The sequence below is a fragment of the Burkholderia sp. RF4-BP95 genome, assembly GCF_001521985.1.
Lineage (GTDB): Bacteria > Pseudomonadota > Gammaproteobacteria > Burkholderiales > Burkholderiaceae > Burkholderia > Burkholderia diffusa.
Genome location: NZ_LOSX01000018.1, coordinates 904,964 through 929,554, shown reverse-complemented (window position 1 = coordinate 929,554; position 24,591 = coordinate 904,964). Strand labels below are relative to the sequence as shown.

Sequence of the window (24,591 nt, the reverse complement as noted above, 5' to 3'; positions counted from 1 at the left end):
GCCAGGGAGCCAGTCGGTTCCGACCATTCGGTCAGGATCAGGAACGCTCGCTCCACGTATCCTTGTGGATGATGTTGCCGTCCTTGTACGACCAGGTGATCGTCTCGTAGCGCAACTCCACGTTCTCGAGGTGGTTGTGCTTCTCGTAGTCCGGGTTCTTGATGTCGTGCATCACCGGATTCACGGCGACGACCTTCACGTTGTCGAGCTTGGTGTTGAAGTACTCCTTTTCCTTGCCCGCGTCGTCGATCTTGTACCACTTGATCTCAACCGACTTCAGCGTCTGGCCGCTTGTTACCGCCTTGTACAGGTACGGCGTCGACGCGTCGGTTTCCTTGGTCAGCGTGATCGGTTTGTGTACGCGCGTCCCAGTCAGCTTGCCCGTGTTGCCATCGGTCGGGATGTGCACGCCGTGACCGAATTCGACGAGCTCGACGCTGCCTTCGCGGCCCTGAACCGTCACCGATCCCTTGATGTCGGCGCCACCGTCGTCCTTGAGCCACATATATGCCGGAATTGCCATCTTTCACTCCATTTTTCGTACTACTACCAATACCCGGAGTCAGCCCCCGAGCCTCAGAATCCCGAAGTGGTTTGCTCCGGGGGTAAAACTGTTTCTATTTGCCGACGTCCGGGATCAGCGTGATCTCGACGCGTCGGTTTCGCGCGCGCCCGTCGGGCGTGTCGTTGTCCGCTATCGGCCGCGTCACGCCGTAGCCCTGGATGGCGAACTGCGTGGCCGGAATACCAGACGCGTCAATCAGCCAGTCGCGCACGGCTTGCGCGCGCGCCGTCGAAAGCTTGAGGTTGCTATCCGGATTACCGACGTTGTCGGTGTAGCCCGCGACGAGAATCCGTTTGTCGGGATGCGCCTTGATCATGTCGAGCGCGCCGACCATCGCGCGCGTGGTGCCCGACTTCAGTCGGGACTTGCCGCTGTCGAACAGCGACATGCTGTCCAGCGTGACGACGGCGGGTGGCGGCGGGGCGGGGGGCGGTTCGTAGGAGGCGATCGCGTCGTTCAGCGCCGGCATCACGTGCATGCCCCGGTACATGCCGAACGATAGGCGCAGCGGAACACCCGTGCGCGCATACAAGTCGAGCCGGTCGCGATCGGCGATGAGGACCTTCAATGCGTCGCGCTTCGCGGCATCGTGCGCGGCCGGGGTCATCGAATACCGATCGAGATCGGTGCTGATACGCGTCAGCAACGCCTCATTATTTTTTGCGGCGCCCCAGAAGGCGACAGCGGCCGCACACGCCAGCAACGCGAGCGCATGAGCGATGGCCGCCATGCGTGGCGATATCCAATGCCGGTGAGGCATCGCCTCGATCAACGGTTGCGGCAGCGGCCACGGCAGTGGCGAGGCGCTGGCATCGGCCCGCATCACCCGGGTCTGCATCTCGACGTCACGTTCCCAAGGGTTCCCCGTTCCGCTCTCGGGGCCGCAGTCGATCCAGCCGGCGCCGAACAGTGTCGAGGGCGTCGCCGGATGATGACGATCCGTCAGTGCGCCGATCACGACCCGCTGCGTCCATCCGATGATCGATGCGAGGGCCGCGGTGCGAACCGCCGTGGTCTGTTCTCCGGCGGCGTGCTGCATCTCGTTTTCGGCGGCACGGATCACCGGTTCGAAACGGCCCGCGTCCACCAGGCGGGTAGCGAAGGACACCCCGTACCACTGCGGTATCGCGGGACTGGCGGGGCCGGTCGTAAGCCGCTGATAGACCGCAACATACCCGGGCAATCTCACGCCAAGCATGCGCGCCGCATCGGCGAACGCCTGCCGTACGGCACGCAGCTGTTGTGTCAGCATGTCCGTTCCCGTATGCAGGGCGGGCGCGACCGTCAGCACGACGCCGTCCGGCGCGCGTCCATCGCGCCACTGCCTGACCGCCACGGCCAGCCGTGGCAGATCCTGCACGCGGTCGACGCGCAGCCAGATCCCGCCGTCGCCGACGTGCGCATGTCGTGCCTCTCCAGCTCGGTTGAACAGCGCCGACAAGCCGTCGCCCGTCACGAGCACCAACGGCATGCGCGTGCGAAGTTTGACGGGGATCTCCACGGTCGCCTCACCGAGCGCCGCAAGCATGTGTGCGCTTTGCTCACGCACGCGGAACAACTGGTGGCTGCGCCACCCGATAAGCGCGACGGCAACGAGCCCGATGATCGCCGTGAGCGTCCAGACCATGCCGCGCTCGAGCGGCAGCACAAGCCAGATCAACGCAAGCGCCGACGTGGTCGCGAACACGGTCATCACTCGGAACGGGTAGCCGAGCCCCTCGTGAGGATGGTCGGGTGCCGGCGCCGATGTCGCGGACAGGACAGGCAGGTCGGATTTCACGGCCGGGCGACCTTTGCGGATACGAGTTGCGCAACCTGCATGTCGAGCCCCGTGGCCCATGCACCCCAGACGATCGCCGCGGCTATGCAAGCGAAACCCGCGATCGCCCACGGGGACAGCCGGTAGAACCAGTCGGACAGGCGCAGGCCGGCGCGATCGGTGATGAACGGCCGGTCCGACGATGGGCGGAGCTTGTTCAACCGGGCATCCAACGAATCGATCAGCGCCGCGCGCTTTGCTTCCCCCTCGAGCGCATCACGGGCGTAGCGGCCGACGAAACCGCACCCGAGGATGGCCGAATAACACTCGAGCAGATCGGTCTGCGGCGGTGTTTCTCGCATGCGCTCCTCGAGCCGGTCGAACACGCGCTCGCCGGCATCGTGCAGATCGAAGCGCTCGACCTGCAACGGCTTCCCGGCCCATTCGGACCTTACATCGAGCGGCAGATGCCGCAGCGCCACCTCGTCGAGCAAGCCGCATTGCGCGATTAGCGCCTCATTGCGTACGTCGTCCGGATAACCGCGCTGCTGCAGCGCGGTCGAGAATTGGTTGATGAGCTGTCCGCAGTGTTCGCGCAATTCGTCCGCATCGCGCGTCCGGCCGCCCGGCGCAAGCGTCGTGACGAGCAGCGCCGTATTGCTCAGCAGGTCCCGGATACCGCTACCCGGCACGCGGCCTGCGCCAGGCGCTTCCTGCGGGAGGGCCGCTTCACTACGGCCAGAAGTCAGGGCGTTCATGAGCGAAGCACCGCGTAGAGTTCGAGCGAGGCGTCGGGCACGGACGCCGGCAGGTAGATCTGACAGGCGCGCGCGGCGAGCATCCGGGCATGCGCCGGATCATTCGAATCGAGCGCGAAATACTGGTTGTCGAGCCGCACCGGAATCGCGGCCGGTACACGCTGTACGGCCTTGAGCGGAATGCCGAGCAGCGCGGAATTGACGATGTGTTCGACTTCGTCCGGCGCGCCAATCTTGCAGAGCCGCGGGAACTGCTCGACGAGCGTGAAGGCGGGTGTCGGCGCATTGACCGACAGGTACCAATCGGCAGCGTCTTCGACGATCCGCTCGTCGAGGAACTGCCCGGTCCACGTCGTCGGGCTCTGGCGGGTGAGGCCGATCGACACGACGCGCGACGGAATGATCGCGTCGAGCAGGTCGCGAATCATCGCTTCGAGCTTCGTGAACACTTTGTCGGCACGCGCGTGGTCGTACGCCGGAATGTCCGTGAGATCAGACGAAGTCGAGAAGGTCATCAGCGCGCTGGCCAGTTGCGCGAGCGTGGCGTACAGGTGCTCCGGCGATCGGCCCGGGTGGGTGGCGAACAACCTCAGTTGCGGCCACGCGGCATGGATGCAGTGAAGCAGCCAGAAGAGCTGTACATCGGCGACACCGTATTCGGCGACCTGATCGATGCGCTCGCTGCGGCGCACGCCGAGCGCGAGACTCTTGGCATGCAGGATGTCCGCCAGGCGATTGATGCGCTCAAGGTGCAGTGGATGACTGCCGAGCGTCAGGCACGGCGGCACGAACCGTTGATCGACCTGGAATTGGCCATTTGTTCCTCGCGTAAGCCGTGCGATCGCGCAAACCGTGTCGTCCGCATGCGACTCGAAGTCGAACAGCAGGCGCACCGCGTGGCGCTCGGCCGCGATCTCCGTTTCGCCCGTCCCGTTCAGGTCCGTGACCTTGACGAACTCCCGGTACGAGCGGCGTGGGCGCGCGAGTGTGGCCTCGTCGAAGCGGCAGTTGTTGCCGTTCGCATTCGGCAGTGCGAGCGCGGCGAGCACGACAACGCTCTGCTGATCGGCGGGGACGCCTTGAGTCAGATCGCGCGCGGAAGGCAGCGGATCGGCGAGGGTCGTATCGATCGGCGTGCCGTCCGTAAACCGAAGCTTGAGTCGCGTGAGCTTGATGCGGCCAGTGGCCAGCGCTTCCTCGTCGACCTCGACGCCCAGTGTGCCCCACGGTTGCGCGAGCGCAGCCGTCGCGAATTGATGGAGCGCAAATTCGGCCCAACGCTGCTGCTGTTGGAAATGCTGCTGCGTCAGGATGAGCCCCTCGTGGAACAGCGGTTTATCGATCCGCATGAGTATGGTCTGTTTGTTCGTTATCGGGTCAAGGGCGTAAGCCTATACATGATCTTCATCGCGTAGTGAAATAGCCAAGTAGTTTGGTTTACTAATTGGGCGTCGTGGCGGAAGGTGAGGCGGAAAAACAGTGATGGCACATTTGTTTGGTTTTTTCTTATTGAGATTACGGAATTATTGCCATTTGGAGATAGTGGTTCGGGCGTTGCCTGACGGGCATGTGTTGCGATGTGAAATACCGAGATAATTGATCGCTTGTGCGATTTCGCTAGGATTTGTCTGAATTGATGTTGATAAACGTTAAATATAAAAAATTAGACACGTAATTTGACGTTTTATTGAGCTTTTATTTCGAGGCGAATACGCAACGGGCTTTGACGTGTGCCGTGTTTCCCATGTATAAGTCCCGTTCGATTTCGCCGTACGAACGGAGACCACACGATGAATAATCGATCGGGACACACCGTGCATCAGGTGCGTGGCACACGTGCGCAAGGTAGCGACCACGTCGACATCGTGCCGGATGCGGTGTGCGTCTGCGCCGTGCTCGACCATTAACAACTAAGGATTACAAATGGATAGCTTCCAGAGAGAAATTCCGAAAAGTCGCGTTTCAATTACCTTGGATCTGCATACGGGCGGCGCCCAGAAGAAGATCGAGCTGCCGCTGAAGCTGCTCGTGGCGGGCGACTTCAGCGCGGGCCGCGAGCAGGCGCCGCTGGCCGACCGCAAGAAGGTCAACATCGACAAGAACAACTTCGATGCGGTCCTGGCGGACTATGCGCCCGATCTCAAGATCGCCGCGGAGAACACCCTGGCCGGCGATGGCTCGGAATTGCCGGTAAATCTGTCGTTCCGCTCGATGAAGGACTTCGAGCCGGAACAGGTTGCGCGCCAGATCCCGGAACTGCAGGCGATGTTGGCGATGCGCAATCTGATGCGCGATTTGAAGAGCAACCTGCTCGACAACGGCACGTTCCGTCGCGAGTTCGAGAAGATCCTGAAGGACAAGCGCCTGTCTGACAAGCTGCGCGGCGAGCTGTCGCAGATCGCGACGGCCGCGACGCAACCGGAAGGCCATGCCTGAACGCGGCCGGCCCAAGCGAGCCTTTACCGCATTCCGCAACCAGATCGCGTTACATACGCAGACAGGACAAGCAATGAAACAGAACGAATCCCGTCAGGGGGCAGCCGAGACCGTTGTGCTCGAAAACGACAGCGTCTACGCCGCGCTGTGCAACAAGATCAACCTGAAGACGGTCGCCGAGGCGCGTCCGCTCGAAGCGTTCCGCGATAACGACACACTGTCGGAGGCATCGGCCGACGAACGCGTCGCGCGCGGCATGGACGCGCTGCTCAACCTGATCGCGAAGGAAAGCAAGCCGGTCGACCGTCTCGACAAGTCGTTACTCGATTTCCATATCGGTCAGCTCGACCGGCAGATCAGCCGCCAGCTTGACGCCGTGATGCATACGCCGGAATTCCAGGCGCTCGAGGGCCGTTGGCGCGGTCTCAAGATGCTCGTGTCACGCACGGACTTCCGTAAGAATGCGCGCATCGAAGTGCTGGACGTATCGAAGGATGCGCTGCAACGCGATTTCGAGGACACGCCGGAACTGATCCAGAGCGGCCTGTATCGCCTGACGTACATCGAGGAATACGACACGCCGGGCGGCCAGCCGATCAGCGCGATGATCAGTGACTTCGAGTTCGAGAACTCGCCGATGGACGTGGCGCTCCTGCGCAACATCTCGAAGGTGGCGGCCGCCGCGCACATGCCGTTTATCGGCTCGGTCGGCGCAGCGTTCTTCGGCAAGCAGTCGATGGAGGAAGTGGCGGCCATTCAGGACATCGGCAATTACTTCGATCGCGCCGAGTACATCAAGTGGAAGAGCTTCCGCGACACCGATGACGCACGCTATGTCGGCCTGACGATGCCGCGCGTGCTGGGGCGCCTGCCGTACGGCAAGGACACGACGCCGGTACGCGCGTTCAACTACGACGAAGCCGTGAAGGGCCCGGACCACGACAAGTACCTGTGGGTCAACGCCTCCTTCGCGTTCGCGGCCAACATGGTGCGCAGCTTCGTGAACAACGGCTGGTGCGTGCAGATCCGCGGCCCGCAGGCTGGCGGCAAGGTCGAGGACCTGCCGGTCCACCTGTACGACCTCGGCACCGGCGTGCAGCCGAAGATCCCGACGGAAGTGCTGATTCCGGAGACGCGCGAGTTCGAGTTCGCGAATCTGGGCTTCATTCCGCTGTCGTTCTACAAGAACCACGACTTCGCGTGCTTCTTTTCGGCCAGCTCGACGCAAAAGCCCGCGCTGTACGAGACCAAGGAAGCGACGGCCAACAGCCGCATCAACGCACGCCTGCCGTACATCTTCCTGCTGTCGCGGATTGCCCACTATCTGAAGCTGATCCAGCGCGAGAACATCGGCACGACCAAGGATCGGCGTCTGCTCGAGCTCGAGCTGAACAGCTGGATCAAGGGTCTCGTGACCGAGATGAAGGATCCGGGCGACGAGCTGCAGGCCTCGCACCCGCTGCGCGACGCGAAGGTGACAGTCGAGGACATCGAGGACAACCCGGGTTTCTTCCGTATCAAGCTCTTCATCATCCCGCACTTCCAGGTAGAGGGTATGGACATCGGGCTGTCGCTGGTGTCGCAGATGCCGAAGGCCAAGAGCTGATTTGACGTTTGTCGCATGAGCCGCCGGGGCCGTCATGGCCCGGCGTTGTTGTCCGTCCCTCTCGCGCGTTCATGAGAATTCCTGCATGTCGATGATCCTGCCTACCCAGTCTTATGAATTGAAGCTGGCGCCACATCCGGCGCCAACGTCCGTCCTCAAGTTCGCGGGGCGGGATGCCGTGAGCGAGCTGTATCGCTACGACATCGAGTTCACGAGCCCGATGGCCGGTATTCCGATGGATCAGATGGTCGGTCGCCCGGCAAAATTCATCATCGCCCCGGTCGATCCGAACATGGACTATCTGCGCAGGATGTTCGGCGAGCGGGCGGCGCAATTCAGCAAGATGCCGCCGGCGTACACGATCCACGGCGTTATCACGGAGTTCGATGAGCTCGGCACCTCGGCGGACGAGACGCACTATCGGGTCCGGCTCGAGCCGACGCTCGCCGATCTGAATCGGGGCGTGACGAGCCGGCTGTTCCAGAAGCAGTCGGTCGAGGAGATCGTGACCGATACCCTACGCCATTACGGCTACCGGGCCGGCGTCGACTTCCAGTTCCAGCTACGCGGGAAGTACAAGCGGCACGAATACATCACCCAGTATCACGAGACCACGTTCGCCTTTATCCGGCGCCTGTGCGCGGAAGAGGGAATCTGGTTTCGCTGGGAGCAGAAGAAGGATCACGCGGTGCTGGTGTTCGGCGATGATCTCGATGCGTACGCGCGCAAGCAGCGTACCGTGTCGTATCGGCGCGACTCGGGGCTGGAGAGCGCCGGCCGGGACGCGATCAAGACGCTCGAGAAGCGGACCCGGCGCGTGCCTGAAGCCGTGCGGCTGCACGATTACAACCACCGGCAGGCCGGTGTGTCGCTGCTCGTCGAGGAAAACGCCGCGCGAGCGGACAAGTCGACGAACGGCATCGACTATCGCTGGGGCGAGCATTACGAGACGCCGGAGGAAGGTCAGCAGATCGCCCGTCGGCGCCACGAGGAGTATCTAGCCGCGCAGATCACCTTCAACGGCACGGGCAATCCGTTCTGGCTCGAAGCGGGCGAGGTGATGCGCGTCGACCCGGTTCAGGCCGATGCGAAGCACGGGATCTTCATCACGTCGGTCGAATCGCGCGGCGGGCGCAGCGACGCGTATTGGGTGAGCTTCGAGGGAATTGCGTCGGACCGGGTCTGGCGTACGCCGATGGCCTCGATCGAGCGACCGGCTATCGACGGCATCCTGCCGGCCCGCATTACGTCACCGGGCGACTACAAGTACGCGTACCTGACCGAGCAGGGCTGGTACGTGATCAAGCTACCGTTCGACCTCGATGAGTGGAGTCCGGGTGGCACGAGCCGGCCGGTGCGGTTCGCGAAGCCGTATAGCGGCGACAACTATGGGCATCATTTCCCGCTGATCGACGGGGCGGAGGTGGCGATCGTCTTTACGGACGGCCATCCGGATCGGCCCGTGATTATCGGCGCGATGCACGACAGCCTGCATCCGGATCTCGTCAACAACCTGAATCACACCCGGAACCTGATCCGCACGGCCGCGCAGAACGAGTTGCGGATGGAGGATAAGGAAGGCGTCGAGCATATTCATCTGACGACGCCGTTTCAGACCAGTGAGCTCAATCTCGGGCACATGGTCGATGGGGAGCGCAAGGAGCGAGGCCGAGGTGCCGAGCTTCGCTCAGACGGCCACGTCGCCGTGCGCGGCGCGAAGGGGATGCTGTTCAGTGCCGAGGCACAACCTGGCGCGTCTGGTCAACAGCTCGCCATGCAGGACGGAGATGCAACGTTTGAGCAGGCTGAACAAATCCTGCGTTCCCTCAATGACACCGCGAATGCTGCGAAGGCGCTTCAGGCCGAAGTCGAGCAGCAGCGCACCCTGATCGAGCAGAAGCTGAGCAAACTTCAGAAGTCGGTCATCGTCGCAACCGCGCCGGAGGGCATCGGTATCGCCAGCGGTCAGCACGTGCAGGTCGCCGCTCGCAGGCAGATGTTTGTGACTGCCGGTGAGGGGGTCGACATCGGCGTCATGAAGCGCATCACGATGGCCGCTGGCGAAGCGCTTTCCTTTTTTGCGGCAAAACTAGGCATCCGGATCCTGGCAGCGAAGGGGAAGGTACAGGTTCAGGCCCAGGGCGATGGGATGGAACTGATGTCGCTGCAGAATCTTGTGGCGAGTTCATCAGATGGCGAGGTGATCGTCACGGGTCGCAAGGGTGTCACGATCGGCGACGGGGCGGGAGCATACATCAAGCTCTCGGGCGGCAAGATCATCCTCGGCAGTCCAGCCGGAGAAATTGAGCTCAAGGGCAACCTGAAAATCGACGACCCGGACGGCGGCAGTTTCAAATTTCCGACGTGGTCCGACGTGCCACTCAACGACGTGAAGAACGCCACGAACTTCGGATTCTCTGAATAAGCTCATCCATGACAACTCAACCCGCACCGAAGAAACCGCAAGCGCCTACGCCGGCACCAGCCAAGCTGAAGTCACTGCCGTTCGCGTTTCCGTTCCTGCGCAAGGGGCAGGGCCAGTCCAAGGCCTCCGCGCAGTTCACGGACGAGCATGAGATCTATCGGCTGCTAGCCGAGCATGAGCCGGCTGGCACGTATCTCGTGGGCCGCAAAGGCATGTGGCACGGTGGAATTCACGTCACGGAAGCGGGCGCCGGACAGTCGCTGGATCTCGAGGCGGGATTGCGTTGCATTGCCGACGGCGTACTGATCGCGTATCGCGCCGACAAGACATATCCACTCAGTGAGATAGCCGCGATCGGGAGCGAATCGCCCGATCAGGCACCGTACAGTACCGGCTTTGCTCTAGTGCGGCACACGATGGAATTTCCGCGGGGCAGGAAGCTGACGTTCTACAGCCTGTACATGCACCTGATGTCGTACGAGGACTACGCGAACTTCCCGAAGCGCGACAAGCCATCATACTGGCCGCGGCAATGGCGGGTGACACAGTACGCGCAGGATAAGCCATCGTCTGGTCGAAACGGGCAGGTTCCCGATTCGGCGCAGCAGGGACTGCGCGTTCGCGAGACTCCGAACGGCACTCCGATTGGCATTCTGCCCCAGGGGGCCACCGTTGGCATCGGGAAGATCGAGACGAAGCACGGAAAGCGGTGGGGGCAGTTGACGGCTCTTCACGGAACATCACTGTATCCGCAAGAAGCAGGCGGATACGTCGAGCCGTCAAGTGCAATTGATCAGTGGGTCTATCTCGGTCAGGAAAACGGTGGGCCGGTTGTCGAGGAGACTATCCAGGACTCGATTTTCGATCGGGTGATTGTGGTGACGGACCAAACCAAGCCAGGCGACACGCCCGGCATTCCGATCAAAGCGGGGGAATTGATCGGTCACCTTGGTCGATACGACTCGCTGAATCAATGCACGTCCGGAACCCGGATGGCGCATATCGAAGTGTTTTGCGACGACAGTATCCAATCGTTTCTCGAACAAGGCCGGGCATGGGTCAACGAGCACGGACCGCATAAAGAGGACTGGTCGGCATTGGGCCTGCCATCGGAGCCAACAATCCTGCGGATCGCGCCAGGCACGGTGCTGTATCAACGTACCCAGAATAACAAGTTCGTTCCAGGCGCTGATCCGCAGTCGAGAAAGACGGACGCGGTTCAGGTGTATTCGCTCGCCGAACTGGCGCGTGACCCGAAGCGACGAATCCCCGAGCCGAATCCGAATCCTAATCCTGGTTACCCGGTGAGCTGGTGGCACGTCGACGGCGTGAATGCACAAGGTCAACCAATCGACGGCTGGGTGTGCGACTTCAATCATGCAAGTGGGCGGGTGACGCGGGAATTCGCGCAGAAGTGGATCGACTTCGAGTGTACGGGGGATACCCATGATCCGGCGCATACAATCTTTGCGACAACCCCAAAGTGGGTCGACTATGAGAGCGGCGCCAATGTTGGCGACATCGCTTCGCGTTCGAATCTCAGCCCGTTGATGCTCAAGGTGTACGACACCCTGTTCACGAGAGGGGATGGCAAGCGGGCGGCTGACGAACTATGCACACTGGCACAGACCGGGCGCGGGGGATATCCGTGGTTGATGCAGGCGGCGTCCCGGCTGATCGTCAAGCACGAGAGCGAGTGGGCGAATCCGTCGAAATGGAAGCACTTAATCGCAGAGTTGGAGAAGCAGACGGGGCCCAAGCCGCAGCACGACGAAGAGCAGAAGCGTATCGAGAAGCTCGCGTGGTGGAATGACGTGAAGGCCGAGGTGCCGGGCCTTCCGGGCCCAGATGTACATCATGTTAACCCAATTGCCATCGCAGCAAATTTCTCAAATAAGAATCTTGTGTGCAAGAGATGCGGTGCGATAATCACATTAACCACAGAGTTCTTGAGAAAAATTGCCCCTGGCGCTGGTGCCAACTTTGTTTCCGAAATGACCCGCGCTTCAGTTGAATTATTCCCGGAATATGGTGTAAATAGCTGTCGCCAAGTGAAGCATCTCTTAGCGCAGGCCAAGCACGAGACGCAGCGCTTTACGGCATTCAGAGAGTCGCTCAACTATGCAAGCCACACCGGGCAAAGCCTGTATAACATGGCTCGCACTGCCATCAACAACGGTTTTGCTCGTAAAAATATGACCTTTCCAACTCCTTCGGCAAAGATTGCATGGATTCAAAATAATCTGATTGCAAATGATGTCGCCTATGGGGAACACTGCTTTGGATCCAATGAACAACCTGGAAAAGACTTTCGTGGTCGCGGCCTGCTTCACTTGACCCATTACGAAACCTACAGGCGCTGCGCTCAAGCGACTGGCCATCTTATTGATAGTCAGCCAGAGCTTGTCGAAAATAATCCAATAGCGATTATAGAGACTGGATTATGGTTCTGGAGGGATAGGAGGATTGGTTCGATTGCTGACAATCCAGCGGTCGTCGGAGATGACGGTGTCAAGAAGGTTACTCGCCCAATAAACCCCGGATACAAAGGCCTTTCTGAGCGACAGCAGTTCAAAAGAGAGATTTCTTCCATATTCAATCAAGATTTTTCATCGAGGTGCACTGATGATTAATTATTACATTTGCTTGGCGATCGCTCTTGTAAGCGGTTCGGCATGCGCGAAGAATACGTGTGCCGATATTCGCGGCGCACAGGGTTACCCCCCGCTGAGCGTAGGGAGTGGAATAATCTGCTTCGTTCGAGAGCAGGCATCGGATCCGAAGACCGAGGTGCAGGTCGGCGCCGAGGCGATTTCCTTGTATTATATCGCTGATGGAAATCCACCTTTAAAGGCCGAAGGTCGTGGGTTGCTCTATGATGATACGCCTGGTGAAATTGTTGACGCATTTTCATTGGAAATTGATCAAAGCCATCGAAAAAAAATCTTCGTAATCCATTCAATGGAGGTTCGAGATTCTATCGCGGAACAAAATTCATCTGGCAAGTTCTATTCTGTCGATGTTTTTGATCTGGCTGGGAATATCTTGCGCCGTAATGAGCGTGCTTCCGATTGGTTTGGGGCAGGTTATAGCTTCTTGTCTGACGGAGTAAAAATAACATACAATTTCCCTTACCTGACAAAACTGGACGTTCGGCGGGCAATGGAATCTCCTTTCGCTTCGCTGATGAGTGGGGACGAAAATATTCCTGTCCGAGTGAAGTTTAAAAGCCACCTGTTCGAATTGCCGAATACTGGCGACAAGACAAGAAAGTATCTGATCGAAGGGGACCGGGTTACAGTCGAAAAAGTTACAGCAGGATGGTGCAAAGTTAAACTCTCCGGAGGTTTGAAGCCGCTAAAGATGTGGTTAATGTGTTCAGCATTAGAAATTGAAGATCGGAACAATAAGGTGAATTGATATCGTGAGGGGAAGGTTGCGGATTTCATTGGTCGTTTGCGCACTACAATCACCAAGAAGTCGTGCGGCTATAGAAATTCAGTAATTGACTTATTGCTATCTTGACTAGGTCGCGCGCTTGCTCTTGATCAGGACGTCAACACACTCGATAAAGTCTCTAGAGATCTTGAAACATCAATTAATGCACTTCGGGCATGACATGCGGCATTGGGCACAGACCCGACGCAATGGGGTGACAACAGATCGCAGTATGAAGCCGAACTTATTCAGATCTATGGTCCATCACGCCATATGAACTCTGCTGTAGAACGTTACAACCAACTTCGCGGGATGCTGTAGAACTTCAAATGATTCGTAGATCCCTATTTTTGTTCTTCACAGTACTGTCTGCCTGCGTTCAGGCCCAGGTATATGTGTCGAGTGAAGCAAGTATTTTAGAGTATACCAATCGCGGGCATGACACCTACCGATCGCTTCGCTTTAAGCGGCCAGATGGCACGACGTTTGCCCCTTTCGATGAGGGATTGAGATTTTACGAGCCCGGCACGAGCAGTCTGTCTCCAGACAAACAATACTCGGTCGTGAATTTTTCTGCCGAAGGAGAGCTCGCTGATTCCAACGGTGTGTCGGAGCGTTCCGAGTATTTATGTGCCTTCGTACGCATGAAGGATGGTTGCGTTTTGCATGTGGCGCAAGATGCGCTCTGTGGTGGAGAGTGGCAATCGCCTCACCAGTGGTCCGTCAACATTGAGCCGATCTTCGATAATCCACCTAATGCAACCGACATCTACGCCGCTTATTCATCGAAACATAAAAATGGATACCAAATTTCACAGCCGCCAATACTGGCATATCTGGCGGAAGGTACCACATTTGACAATCTGCTTGCGTGCGATCCACCAAGTGCAGGCAATAGAAGTGTTTATTCTAAACTACTTGTCAAATTACAGAGAGATGGAGACACCGAAGACGCCGCTAAGCTGAAGAAGATTCTGACTAGCGACCGGAATGGCGCGTCTATCCATGTAGCACCAGTTGAGTCGGGTGCCTGGGTCGGACATGCAGTGATTCCAAAGATGGCATATCTATATGCGATCCCCGATAAATCAAAAGTTACTAGAGCCTACCTTGTGCAAGATGATTCAGTATTGGTGAATGAATCTGGCTTGTCGAAGGGATTTGTGCCGTCAAGATATCGTCAGAAGGACGGAAATATTATCGAGCGCTGGATTCGTTGTGAAGATGTGAATGCGTGCTCCACAGGTAATTGAATCGTCGAGTCTTAGTTTTCTGGTAAATATTTGCTTAAGATGTACGGTGCTATGTGGCGTTGTTGCATACGTAGACGGCGGCAGCTCAAAATCCGGGCCGAAGCTGGCAGGTTCCGATTATGGCGCAGCAGGGGCTGCGCGCTCGCAAGACACCGAATGGCACACATATAGGCATTCTGCCTGCGGGGGGCCAACGTTGGCATCGAGAGGATCGAGACGAAGAACGGAGAGCGGTGGGAGCAATTGACGAATCTTCTGGGGCATCACTGTATCCGCAAGAAACAGGCGGATATGTGGGTGGGCAAAAAGAGGAGATCGATACCTAAATTTCAATGGGTCAACGCCATGAATAGATTGAGGGGCCTAATTTTGGGGTGCATATTCTCTGTGACTTCGGCCTGCGGATGTGCGTCTTCTACTGATTTCTTTGTTGGTGAGTGGGGCTGGAATAACTCTCCGGACACGATGACTTTTTCAATTGAAATAAAGCAGCAGGGTAAAAATCTTCAAGGGCAGTATTGTGCGGCGGCGCAAAACGGCAGAAAAATGGACTGTGACGATGCAGCAAACCCAAATATTGACGGAGTTATCGATGGTACCGGAAAATCGGCAAACGTAATTTTTTCTTCTTTCTTTGGTGCAAAGAATGGAAAGGCAGTTATGAAGATAAGTGATGGACATCTCATTTGGCATATTGTCAGAAACCCGAGTGAAGGGGAATTCTACGCTCCTAAAAATGCCATCTTGGCACCTCATCAATTCACGCGGGAAAACACCCAATGAAAAATCTCGCATATGAAGGTGACGCAACGAGCCACGGCGGCAAGATCCTGACCGGCTCGGATCGCATCAAGGTGAAGGGGCGTCGGGCCGCCCGTGTCGGTGACAAGGTGTCGTGCCCGATTCACGGCGACAATGAAATCGTCGAAGGCAGCGGCAGGATGAAGGATGGCACCACGCCGCTGTCGCGCGATGGCGATCACACGCGGTGTGGGGCGGTCCTCGTGGGTTCTTCCGCCGGGGCGCAGGTTCGGTAAGCGATGCCCGTCGATTTCAATCGCGTGCCGCCGCGAGTCGCGGTACCGCCTGCACCGCAGCCGTCGGTGCTCGTCTGGACGAGCCTGCTCGTACTCATGATGGGCGCGGGGGCAGCGCTGGCGATCATGCTCTGGCCTGCGGGCGCGCCGACGAACACACTATGGTTTGGGTTCTGTCTCGCGGGCTACCCGTTTATGGCGTGGGCATTTCTGCTGTGTGCTTGGCTCGGGTATGGCTATGTCCGTCGCAATCAGGCGATTGCGTTTAACCGCATCAGCGATGAGGCGGAGCAGCGGTGTCACGCTGTTGCAGGCAGGCCGCTCGCGATACTGGGCCATGCCTGGTGTTTCGCCGCAGACGATTCGGAAAACTCGCTCGAAGGAATACTGACTGGAACTGAACTGGCGAAGCTTCGTCCAAGCGGCGCAGTCGCGGATACTGAAATCAATGCACGTTGGCTCGACATTCCTGAGATGCATTTTCAGCCGGGCAACGAACTCGCTGAACACATCCGGCATCACGCCGTTTGTACGTGGCTGCTCGAACGCTTGATCGACCGTCTCCTGCCACAGCTCCAGAGGCTTCCGCCACAAACGAAGCTTCAAATCGAACTGCATCATCGGTCCCGGTTGAAATCCGAGGCTGTCGAGGTCCAGCTACGGGAAGTGCTTTCGAAACGTGTGGCCGTGTTGAAGGTGGACATCGTGCCGGGTGAACACACGATTCCGCTCTTCCGGACAGACGCGTGGCATGACAAGCGAGACGTCAACACAGCCCATCTGATGATCGCCGTTGAGCTTCGCGATGCGATTAGTGCCGTCCTATCGGACGGCGTTGCCGAAGCGGGTGTTGCGCTGCTCGTTGGGCACCCACGCGTTACGTCATCGGCCACGCCTGTCGGGCTATGGCTGCATCGTCCTGCCAAAGGTGCTTTTGATGCTGCTGCCCGGACTATCGAGCTTGCCGCCCGTTGGGGCCGGTCCTCGTGCGATCGTCTGCGCACGGTTTGGGGGCATGGTCTGACTGGCGACAAAGTGAGTGCCGTTCGGCAAGCCGCGTTATTTCCGAACGAGACTCGATGGATTGCGCTTGAGTCATCGGTGGGTGACTGTTCGGGCGCGGGGGCGTGGTTGGCCGTGGTCCTTGCCGCAGAGAACGCGCAGACCACCGGCGACCCGCAATTGGTGCTGTGTGGCGAAGACGAGGGACTCATCGCCCTTATGTGCAGAAAGCAGACATGAACGACAACAAGAACGATAACAAAACCATACGGGCAGGCCTCTTTATTGGCATCGCGGTTGTCATTATCTTCCTTGCGCTCGGTATTGCGGTATGGGTGAAGGGGACTCGTTACGGGTGGTCTCGCGATACCCGGATCATCGCCGAGCTTTCCCTGTTTTCGGTCTTGCTGGTGGTGATACTGCTGGTCAAGTACTTAGAGGGTGCGCTGCTTTGGATTGCCTCGCTGAGAGCTGCTCGTTGGTTTGCTCGATATGGCGCCAGCAAGCGCGCCACGTCCGTCGACCAATACGATCCGGATGAATCACCGGGACAAGTTGACGGAGCTGCTATGCTGCGTAATAACCTGCGCGACCGTCACGGCTGGCGCTGGCGCTACCGGGATCGCTGGGTGCTGGTTGCCGGCGACGAACCGCTCGTCAAGCGCCTGGCACCAGGCCTCGCCGACGCCGGCTACGCGATCACAGGCGACACCGTCCTGCTCTACGCGAAACAAACGAGCAACACGCTCGACGCAGAATGGCTCGACCAGATCCGCCGCCTGCGCCGTCGCCGCCCGGTCGACGCGATCGTCGCGGTGACGCGTAACCGCAGCACGGCCCATGCGCCGTTCGACGCCGACAATCTCTCGCAGCGGCTCGCCCGTCACGCACGCGCACTGCATTGGGCCGCGCCCGCGTATCTGCTCAACGTCACGGATTTCGGCGACGAAACGTCGAGTCCCGACGAAGCGATCGGCTTCACGTGGGCGAACGCGCGCGTCAGGGCCGACGAGATTGACGCGTCGTTGCACGACCTTGCCTTTAATCTCGCGGACGTGGGCGTCGTGCGTTTGACGAAGGATGCCGGTGACCGCTATCCCGCCGAGCTGTCGCGGCATATTTCGGATCTGCGCAGCGCCTTGTCGGGATTGGTGCTGCAAACCGCCCAGTCCCGCGTCTGGCAGCACGCGGTTCACGGCGTCCTGTTCGCTCCGTTGTTCAAGGCGCGGGAACTGCCCCCCCCGGCATCTGGCGCCCCGGAAGACGACGAGGTGCCACTCGGCCCGCAACATCGAACGATCTGGCAGATGGTCGCCGAGCACAGTCGCAAGATCCACGGCCGCCGGGTCGGCTTCTCGCTGTCGACGACGGCCGCGTGGCTCACCACGACCCTGATCGGTTTGTGGATCGTCGGCACGATGGTGTCGGGCTTCACGAACCGCGCGACGATTCAGGCCGCCGGGGACACGCTCACGAAGCTGTCGGGAACGCAGGACCGCACCCAGGCGATGTTGACGCTGGACCGTCTCGACAAGCAGATCGACACGCTCGAAGTCCATCGGCGCGACGGCGCCCCCTGGCTGACCCGTTTCGGCCTGAACCGCGACGGCGCGCTGCTCGACGCACTGTGGCCGAGCTACGCCAACGTGGCGAGCCGCATCCTCGTTGCACCGATCCGTCAGAAGCTCGAGGAACGCCTGCATCAGCTCGCGTCCCTGTCAGACGCCGAGATCGCCAGCGGCGGGAATGCGCAGGTACAGGCCGCCTACGACACACTCAAGGCCTACCTGATGCTCGCGAAGCCCGAACGCGCTGTCGCGTCATTTCTGACACCGCAGCTCGCTGCAACGGCGGCGCCCGTGCGACCGGGCAATTCGCCGCTATCGTCGGGCGCCTGGGAAGACCTTCGCCAGCACACGATTGCCTTCTTTGCGGACCATTTGGGCCGCGGTGGATTGCCGGCAATCACCCCGGATCTCGGCCTCGTTGCTTCGACCCGCCAGACGGTCATCGGCGTGCGCGGCATCCAGAACTCGACCGACGCTGTGTACCAGCAGATCCTCGACGACGCGAAGGCCAAATATCCGCCCGTGTCGCTCGCGACACTGCTAGGCGATACGACCAGCCGCGGCCTGTTCAACACGACGGCGACGGTCCCGGGCGTGTTCACGCGCGCCGCGTGGGACGAACGGATCGCGAAGGCGATCGACGAAGCGAGCGAGCGGCAAAACGCTGCGGGCGACTGGGTGTTATCCGACGTCAAGACTACCCAGGCCACCCCGTCGACCTTGAAAGCCGACCTGCGTCAGCGTTACTTCGACGACTACGCGCGCGCCTGGGCGCTGTTCCTCAACGGCCTGCGCTGGCAACCCGCCGCAACGCTGTCGGCCACGGCCGACCAGCTGACGTTGTTGGGCGACCCACAACGTTCGCCGCTCGTCGCGCTGATGAACGCAGTCGTCTACCAGGCCGGCACGGGCGCGAATGCGCAGTCGCTGGCCGACAACCTGATCAACAAGGCGCAGCAACTTGTCGGAGGCAGCGAGAAGGACCCGTCGAAGCAGGCTCAGCCGCAGCTTGCGCCGCTTGCCACAGTTTTCGGCCCGATCTTGCGCCTGACCGGCAGTGATCTTATGTCAGGTGCCCCAGGCAACGGCAAAGCCGCCACGCAGCTCGCCGCGACTGGAGACCTGAGTCTCGCGCGCTACCTCGAGCGGGTCACTGCGATGCGGCTCAAGGCGTCGCAGATCGTTTCCGGCGCCGATCCGGACGCGATGGCGCGTCTGGCAGCGCAGTCGGTGCTGCAGGGCAAGACATCCGATATCGCCGACAGCCGCGACTACGCAAGCAGGTTGGCCGCCAGCCTGGGCGAGCAGTGGTCGGGGTTCGGCGAACTGTTCCGCGCGCCGTTCGATCAGTCGTGGCAGGTCGTCGTGCAGCCGGCCGCCGCGAGCCTGAACGAGATCTGGCGCACCGCGATCCTGGCCGACTGGAACAGGGCATTCGGCGGCCGCTATCCGTTCGCCGACTCCGACAACGATGCGTCGTTACCCGAAATGGCGCGCTTCATGCGCCCGGACAACGGCGTGATCACGCAGTTCGTCATGACGCAGCTGGCCGGCGTCATCGAGCGGCAGGGCGACCGGTGGGTAGCCGCGCAGGGCGCCGACCACGGCGCGCTGACGATCGATCCGGGCTTCCTCGCCAGCCTGAACAAGCTCACGCGAATCTCGACGGTGCTGTTCCCGTCCGGCGACGCGCGCGTGCGCTATGAGTTGCAGGCGGTGCCGACACCGGGCGTCACCGACATGCGGTTCGTGCTGTCCGGACGCGAATTGCACTACTTCAACCAGAAGCAGGAGTGGACGCCGTTCGAGTGGCCGGGCCAGTCGCTGGAAAACCTGTCGCACATCGAATGGCAGACCGAGCAGGGTGGCTTGCGTACCGCGCTGGATTCGCAGGGCCGATTCGGCCTGATCCGGCTGCTGGAGCGTGCGAAGGTGTCGCAGCAGGACGGCGCGCGCTATCTGCTGACCTGGACGCCGGACACGAGCCAGGGCATTCCGCTCAGGGTGCAGCTGCGCAGCGAGGCGGGCGCGGGGCCGCTGGACGTGCTGCAGTTGCGCAACTTCACGCTGCCGAAGCGAATCTTCGTGACAGGCTCGACAAAAGCGGAGCCGAAGCTTTCGTCCAGCAATCCACCGCCGTTACCGGCATCGATGATCGCGGCGGCGAAGCACGCCGCGGTGCCCTTGCCGCGTGGCACGTTTTCGGAGGTCGAATAATGCTGGGTGGACTGTTCAAGAGCCTCTTTCCGGCGCGCGACGACGCCGAGCAACTCGTGCGTGCACGGCTCGACACATGGAGTGCATGGTTGCAGCCGCTTGCCGGCGAGGGCGGGGTCGGCCGCGATCCCGGCTACGAGGACGTATTCTTCGCGCTTCGGGAAGAAACGCAAAAGCTTTCCGGTATCGATGACGGACTGATCGTCCGATCCTGCGAACAGCTGCTCAAGGAAACCGGCAAGGATCTGCGTCTGGCGGGCTACCACGCGTTTGCGCGGTTGCGGCAGGACGGCCCCGCCGGTTTCGCGGACGGACTCGAGCTGGCGGCCGCGCTCGTCGACCGGTTCGGAGAAGCGGTGCTGCCCGCGCGCGCCGAGGCAAAGAAGGGCGCGCTCGAAATGCTGGCCACCGCGCGCGTGCTCGAGCTGCTGGAAAGCCGCGGCGAGTTCGCGCCTGCCGATCTCGAGCGGGCGCTCGCCGCGCTCGATGTGCTGGTCGCCATCACCGGCGCGTGGCCAGACGCAGCGCGCCCGAACCTGCAGCCGCTCGTCTCTCGTTTCGAGCGCAATGGCGAAGCGCCGCGCAGCATGGAAACCGAGACGGTTGCGTCGACAACCACAACCGCGTCGACGACGTCCGGCGCGATAGCGTCGACACGCGATTTGCTGGATCAGGCGCGCACGATGGCGGTGTGGCTGCGCAGCCAGGAGAACGGCTACCTGCCGTCGGTGCGGCTCGTACGCAGCATCCGCTGGGACACGCTGCACGAGGTGCCGCCGGCGGACGCAGCATCGCATACGCGGCTCGTATCACCACGTGGCGAACTGAGGCAGCAGATGAAACGGCTTGTGCTGCAGAAGCAGTGGCACGAACTGCTCGAACGCGTCGAAGGCGCGTTCATGGAAGGCGTCAATCACCTGTGGTTCGACCTGCAGTACTTCCAGCATGTCGCACTCGACCACGTCGGTGCGCCGTACAGCACATGGCGCGAACTGCTGCGCGCGGACTTCGCGCTGTTCCTCGAACGCTTGCCGGGCATCGAGCGGCTGGCGTTCAACGACGGCACGCCGTTCGCTGACGACACGACGCTCGAATGGATCGCGCGGCACGCGGTTGTGCGAGACCTCGAAGCGGGTGAGGCCGTCGTCCCGCTGCCCGTATCGGCCGACAGCGAGGGCGATGCCACCGGCGACTGGCCGGAAATCGAGGCGCAGGCGCGCGACGCGACCGCGCGTGAAGGCGTCGAGGCTGCATTCGCGTGGCTCGAAGCGCTGCCGGGCGTGAAGACCGAACGCCACCGCTATCTGCAACGGCTCGTGATGGCGCGCGTTGCCGATCATGCCGGCCGTCCTGATACGGCGCTCGCGCTGCTTGCCGAGCTCGATACGTCATCCCGGGCGCTGCCGCTGATGCGCTGGGAGCCGGCGCTCGTGTTCGAGGTCAAGCAACAGCTCGTTCGTGCATTGAAAGCGATGAGCAACCGCAAGGACGCCGACAAACCGGCACTTGCGCGCCACATCGGCGAACTGCAGGCGGAACTGACCGTGCTGGACCCGGCGCGCGCCCTGACCCTCTCATAAGAACGAAGATCAATGCAAAACGACGACCCGATCCTGCGCTACTACGAAGCGGAAATGCGCTATCTGCGCGAGTCCGGCAAGGAATTCGCGAAGGCACATCCCGATCGCGCACGCCTGCTCAACCTCGATCGCGTCGGCGATCGCGACCCCTATGTCGAGCGGCTTTTCGAAGGCTTTGCATTCCTGACCGGCCGGCTTCGGCAGAAGCTCGACGACGAACTGCCGGAACTCACCGAAGGGCTCGTGAGCCTGCTCTGGCCGCATTATCTGCGGATGATTCCGTCGCTGTCGGTGGTCGAACTGATCCCGCTCGCGGAAAAGCTTCAGAAGACCGAGGTGGTGCCGGCCGGCGTGCCGGTGCGTGCCGCGCCGATTGCCGTGCCGCCTGCACCCGGTGCCGAGGGCACGGTACCGAGAACCGTGCAGTGCCTGTACCGAACCACGCAGGCTGTCGCGCTACAGCCGGTCGCCATTACGCACGCCGGACCGTTCGTCCGTTACGACGGACGGTCGGTGATCCGGCTTGGCTTTGCGCTGGACGGCTCGGCACTTCGCAAGGAAACGGATTTGTCGCGGCTGCGCCTGCACCTGAATGCGGATCTGCCGACCGCGTTCGCGATGCATCTCGCGCTCACGCGGCAGGTCGATGCGATCCAGTGGCGCATTCCGGAAGTCCGCGACGGCGAAGCGGTGCCGCTCGCCGGCGTGACGATCGAGCCGGCCGGTTTCTCGGCCGAAGAGCGGTTGTGGCCCAAGGCCGATGCGGCCTTTTCCGGCTATCAGATGCTGCTCGAATACTTCACGTTCCGCGAGAAATTTCTGTTCGTCGACCTGTGCGGACTGGACATCGCGAAGCTGCCCGAAAGTTCGACCCGCTTCGAGCTGGAGATCGTACTGACGCATGCCTATCCGTCGGACCAGCGCTTCACCGCGGAGAACGTGCGACTGTTCTGCTCGCCCGTGATCAACCTGTTCGAGCTGGACGCGGAGCCGATCGAGATCGACCATCACGAAACTGAATATCGCGTGGTGCCGGCCGGCCATCAAGGCGAGCACGTCGAAACCTATTCGGTCGACGCGATCGCGACGTTCGATCACGACTCGGCCGAACGCTACGAATATGTGCCGTTCGCGACGTTCCGGCACCGCGGCGGCATGCTGCGACACGAGGCGCCGGAGCGCTATTTCCATACGCGCGTGCGACCGGGGGTGTCGGGGCTGCATGAAACCTGGGTGATTCTCGGCGGACACGCGTGGGAGACGATGGACACGCTGCTGGAAGAAAGCCTGTCGCTGCGCGTGACGGGAACGAATGGCCTGTTGCCGCGCAAGGGGCTGCGTGAAGCCAGTCTCAACGAGCTCGCGGCCAGCACGCCGAACGTCGCGGGCGTGCGCAATCTCGTGTCGCCGACGCTGCCGCTGTATCCGCCGACGGAGGACCGCTTCCAGTGGCGCGTGCTGTCGCATCTTGCGCCGAATTTTCTGTCGATGATGAACGCGGAAGTGCTGCGCGGGGCGCTCGCGCTGTATGACTGGACCGACGATGAGCTGAACCGCCGGCGGCTGGCGGGCATTCTGTGGGTTTCGCAGGAATTGCTCGAGGAAGTAACCGGCGGCTCGGTCGAGCGCGGCGTACTGATCGAGGTGACGCTCGATTCGCATGCGTTCGCGGGCGAGGGTGACGTGATGCTGTTCGGCGAGTTGCTGCATCGCTTCTTTGCACAATACGCGGAGATCAACCTGTTCACGAAGCTGTCGATCATCAGCCTGCCGTCGCAGGCCCGGACCGTGTGGCCGCGCAGCAAGGCGCAACGGGCGCCGCTATGAAGCCGCACGCCCCGCAGGAAGTCCCCTTGGGGGACGCGTTGCCGAATCTCGAGCCGCTGGTCGCGTCGCTGCTGGCCCGCGCGCCACGCATGAACTTCATGCAGCTTTGCAGGCTGCTCGAGGTGCGGGTGCCTGACTTGCCGGGCTTGGGCACGCAGGACACGGCCGAGCATGAGCGCGTGCGCTTCCGGCCGCGGCCGCGCGTCGGCTTTCCGGCGGGAGAAATCTCGGCGGTAGAGTTTGACGACGAGCGTCCCGATGCGCCGCCGACCGTACGCACGACGTTCATGGGCCTGTATGGTGTCGACGCGGCGATGCCGCCGCACATGATCGACGAGATCGTGTTGCGCGAGGAGGGGCATGAGGTCGTCGAAGCGTTTCTTGACCAGTTCAATCACCGCTACGTCACGCTGCTGTACCGCGCGTGGAAGAAATACCGCTACCCGGAAAGCTTCCGCCCCGGCGGCAGCGACGCGCATTCGCGCAACCTGCTGTGCCTGGCCGGCTTCGGGTGGGGCGACAAGCCGCGGCGCGCCGGCCTGCCGGATTCGCGATTGCTCGCGCTGCTGGGGCTGCTGATCCAGCACACGCGCACGCCCGAAGGTCTGACCGGCGTCATCGCACTGGCCGTACCCGGTATCGAGGTGCGCGTCGACGAGTTCTTTCCAGTGGCTATGCGCGTCGGACAAGCGCAGCCGCTGACGTCGGCCGGCCAGTTTGCCGGTTCATCGGAAGAGGGCAGGCGCTGGGGCCTCGGGGGCGGCTACGTGCTGGGCAAACGGATGGCCTATCGCAGTCGCGCGGTGCGTGTGACGCTGCGGCCAGCGGATGCGCAGCAGGCCCGCGATCTCCTGCCTGGCGCGTGGCTGCATCGTGAGTTGATGGCGTTCGTGCAGTTGTATGTCGGCGTCAAGGCCGACGTGCACCTGCGCATGCAATTGTCGTCACGTCATGCGCCGCAACCGACGATCGGTCCGGCACATGCCGATCAGGCGCCGCGCCTCGGCTGGACGACCGTGCTGCCCGCCGACGAAGAGCGCGTGATCAACATCGCGCTCGGCGTCTATGAAGCGTTTCCTGCGCCCGGGACCAATCCACACCTGACACAACATGTTTGACC

The 24,591-nt window shown here is 61.1% G+C and carries 17 protein-coding genes; 13 read left to right on the top strand and 4 right to left on the bottom strand.

All coding sequences use genetic code 11. From position 1 onward, the window contains the following. Positions 1-37: 37 nt before the first annotated feature. The 4 genes from WS46_RS08615 to tssK all read right to left on the bottom strand — a co-directional run bounded on the left by WS46_RS08615 (position 38) and on the right by tssK (position 4,431). On the bottom strand, positions 38-523 hold the full coding sequence (locus WS46_RS08615) for an Hcp family type VI secretion system effector (protein WP_059690140.1): 486 nt from the start codon (positions 521-523) through the stop codon (positions 38-40). Between the two features lie 94 nt (positions 524-617). Continuing rightward, positions 618-2,345 (bottom strand): OmpA family protein, encoded by a 1,728-nt coding sequence (locus WS46_RS08610; RefSeq protein ID WP_059690139.1) that lies wholly within the window; start codon positions 2,343-2,345, stop codon positions 618-620. Continuing rightward, positions 2,342-3,082 carry a DotU family type IV/VI secretion system protein gene (locus WS46_RS08605; protein WP_059690138.1) on the bottom strand — a complete coding sequence of 247 codons (741 nt, stop codon included), beginning with the start codon at positions 3,080-3,082 and terminating at the stop codon, positions 2,342-2,344. Before WS46_RS08605 ends, WS46_RS08610 begins: the two co-directional genes overlap by 4 nt. After that, positions 3,079-4,431 carry a type VI secretion system baseplate subunit TssK gene (gene tssK, locus WS46_RS08600; RefSeq protein ID WP_059690137.1) on the bottom strand — a complete coding sequence of 451 codons (1,353 nt, stop codon included), beginning with the start codon at positions 4,429-4,431 and terminating at the stop codon, positions 3,079-3,081. The genes WS46_RS08605 and tssK overlap by 4 nt, the downstream gene beginning before the upstream one ends. 574 nt (positions 4,432-5,005) lie before the next feature. Here tssK and tssB point away from each other — a divergent pair. The 13 genes from tssB (at position 5,006) to tssG (ending at position 24,589) form a co-directional block, all read left to right on the top strand. Beyond that, complete coding sequence (gene tssB / locus WS46_RS08595; RefSeq protein ID WP_059690136.1) at positions 5,006-5,518, top strand: type VI secretion system contractile sheath small subunit; 513 nt, start codon at positions 5,006-5,008, stop codon at positions 5,516-5,518. A gap of 73 nt (positions 5,519-5,591) precedes the next feature. After that, positions 5,592-7,124, top strand: coding sequence for a type VI secretion system contractile sheath large subunit (gene tssC / locus WS46_RS08590; RefSeq protein ID WP_059690135.1), 1,533 nt, complete (start codon positions 5,592-5,594; stop codon positions 7,122-7,124). Positions 7,125-7,209: 85 nt separating this feature from the next. Then, positions 7,210-9,549, top strand: coding sequence for a type VI secretion system Vgr family protein (locus WS46_RS08585; RefSeq protein ID WP_059690134.1), 2,340 nt, complete (start codon positions 7,210-7,212; stop codon positions 9,547-9,549). Positions 9,550-9,557: 8 nt separating this feature from the next. Beyond that, positions 9,558-12,182 carry a glycoside hydrolase family 19 protein gene (locus tag WS46_RS08580; RefSeq protein ID WP_059690133.1) on the top strand — a complete coding sequence of 875 codons (2,625 nt, stop codon included), beginning with the start codon at positions 9,558-9,560 and terminating at the stop codon, positions 12,180-12,182. Continuing rightward, positions 12,175-12,969, top strand: a complete 795-nt coding sequence (locus WS46_RS35145; protein ID WP_156443094.1) for a hypothetical protein — start codon at positions 12,175-12,177, stop codon at positions 12,967-12,969. Before WS46_RS08580 ends, WS46_RS35145 begins: the two co-directional genes overlap by 8 nt. A 347-nt stretch (positions 12,970-13,316) precedes the next feature. Continuing rightward, a complete protein-coding gene (locus WS46_RS35140) occupies positions 13,317-14,240 on the top strand; it encodes a hypothetical protein (RefSeq protein ID WP_156443093.1) in 924 nt (307 codons plus the stop codon). 243 nt (positions 14,241-14,483) lie between these two features. Beyond that, complete coding sequence (locus WS46_RS35135; RefSeq protein WP_156443092.1) at positions 14,484-15,023, top strand: hypothetical protein; 540 nt, start codon at positions 14,484-14,486, stop codon at positions 15,021-15,023. Continuing rightward, positions 15,020-15,277: a PAAR domain-containing protein gene (locus tag WS46_RS08575; protein ID WP_059690132.1), complete on the top strand. Its 258-nt coding sequence runs from the start codon at positions 15,020-15,022 to the stop codon at positions 15,275-15,277. Before WS46_RS35135 ends, WS46_RS08575 begins: the two co-directional genes overlap by 4 nt. 3 nt (positions 15,278-15,280) lie before the next feature. Beyond that, positions 15,281-16,519, top strand: coding sequence for a hypothetical protein (locus WS46_RS08570; protein ID WP_059690131.1), 1,239 nt, complete (start codon positions 15,281-15,283; stop codon positions 16,517-16,519). Continuing rightward, positions 16,516-20,064, top strand: a complete 3,549-nt coding sequence (locus WS46_RS08565; protein WP_059690130.1) for an ImcF-related family protein — start codon at positions 16,516-16,518, stop codon at positions 20,062-20,064. Before WS46_RS08570 ends, WS46_RS08565 begins: the two co-directional genes overlap by 4 nt. Next, positions 20,064-21,644: a type VI secretion system protein TssA gene (tssA, locus tag WS46_RS08560; protein WP_059690129.1), complete on the top strand. Its 1,581-nt coding sequence runs from the start codon at positions 20,064-20,066 to the stop codon at positions 21,642-21,644. Before WS46_RS08565 ends, tssA begins: the two co-directional genes overlap by 1 nt. Positions 21,645-21,656: 12 nt before the next feature. After that, positions 21,657-23,471 carry a type VI secretion system baseplate subunit TssF gene (gene tssF, locus WS46_RS08555; protein ID WP_059690128.1) on the top strand — a complete coding sequence of 605 codons (1,815 nt, stop codon included), beginning with the start codon at positions 21,657-21,659 and terminating at the stop codon, positions 23,469-23,471. Continuing rightward, positions 23,468-24,589, top strand: a complete 1,122-nt coding sequence (gene tssG / locus WS46_RS08550; protein WP_059690232.1) for a type VI secretion system baseplate subunit TssG — start codon at positions 23,468-23,470, stop codon at positions 24,587-24,589. Before tssF ends, tssG begins: the two co-directional genes overlap by 4 nt. Positions 24,590-24,591 lie beyond the last annotated feature (2 nt).

What these genes read in the sequence shown, in the direction of transcription:
- WS46_RS08585 (WP_059690134.1), top strand. Translation starts at nt 7,210, where the DNA reads ATGTCGATGATCCTGCCTACCCAGTCTTATGAATTGAAGCTGGCGCCA.
- WS46_RS35145 (WP_156443094.1), top strand. Translation starts at nt 12,175, where the DNA reads ATGATTAATTATTACATTTGCTTGGCGATCGCTCTTGTAAGCGGTTCG.
- tssB (WP_059690136.1), top strand. Translation starts at nt 5,006, where the DNA reads ATGGATAGCTTCCAGAGAGAAATTCCGAAAAGTCGCGTTTCAATTACC.
- WS46_RS35140 (WP_156443093.1), top strand. Translation starts at nt 13,317, where the DNA reads ATGATTCGTAGATCCCTATTTTTGTTCTTCACAGTACTGTCTGCCTGC.
- WS46_RS08615 (WP_059690140.1), bottom strand. Translation starts at nt 523, where the DNA reads ATGGCAATTCCGGCATATATGTGGCTCAAGGACGACGGTGGCGCCGAC.
- WS46_RS08580 (WP_059690133.1), top strand. Translation starts at nt 9,558, where the DNA reads ATGACAACTCAACCCGCACCGAAGAAACCGCAAGCGCCTACGCCGGCA.
- tssC (WP_059690135.1), top strand. Translation starts at nt 5,592, where the DNA reads ATGAAACAGAACGAATCCCGTCAGGGGGCAGCCGAGACCGTTGTGCTC.
- tssG (WP_059690232.1), top strand. Translation starts at nt 23,468, where the DNA reads ATGAAGCCGCACGCCCCGCAGGAAGTCCCCTTGGGGGACGCGTTGCCG.
- WS46_RS08605 (WP_059690138.1), bottom strand. Translation starts at nt 3,082, where the DNA reads ATGAACGCCCTGACTTCTGGCCGTAGTGAAGCGGCCCTCCCGCAGGAA.
- WS46_RS08570 (WP_059690131.1), top strand. Translation starts at nt 15,281, where the DNA reads ATGCCCGTCGATTTCAATCGCGTGCCGCCGCGAGTCGCGGTACCGCCT.
- WS46_RS08565 (WP_059690130.1), top strand. Translation starts at nt 16,516, where the DNA reads ATGAACGACAACAAGAACGATAACAAAACCATACGGGCAGGCCTCTTT.
- tssK (WP_059690137.1), bottom strand. Translation starts at nt 4,431, where the DNA reads ATGCGGATCGATAAACCGCTGTTCCACGAGGGGCTCATCCTGACGCAG.
- tssA (WP_059690129.1), top strand. Translation starts at nt 20,064, where the DNA reads ATGCTGGGTGGACTGTTCAAGAGCCTCTTTCCGGCGCGCGACGACGCC.
- WS46_RS08575 (WP_059690132.1), top strand. Translation starts at nt 15,020, where the DNA reads ATGAAAAATCTCGCATATGAAGGTGACGCAACGAGCCACGGCGGCAAG.
- tssF (WP_059690128.1), top strand. Translation starts at nt 21,657, where the DNA reads ATGCAAAACGACGACCCGATCCTGCGCTACTACGAAGCGGAAATGCGC.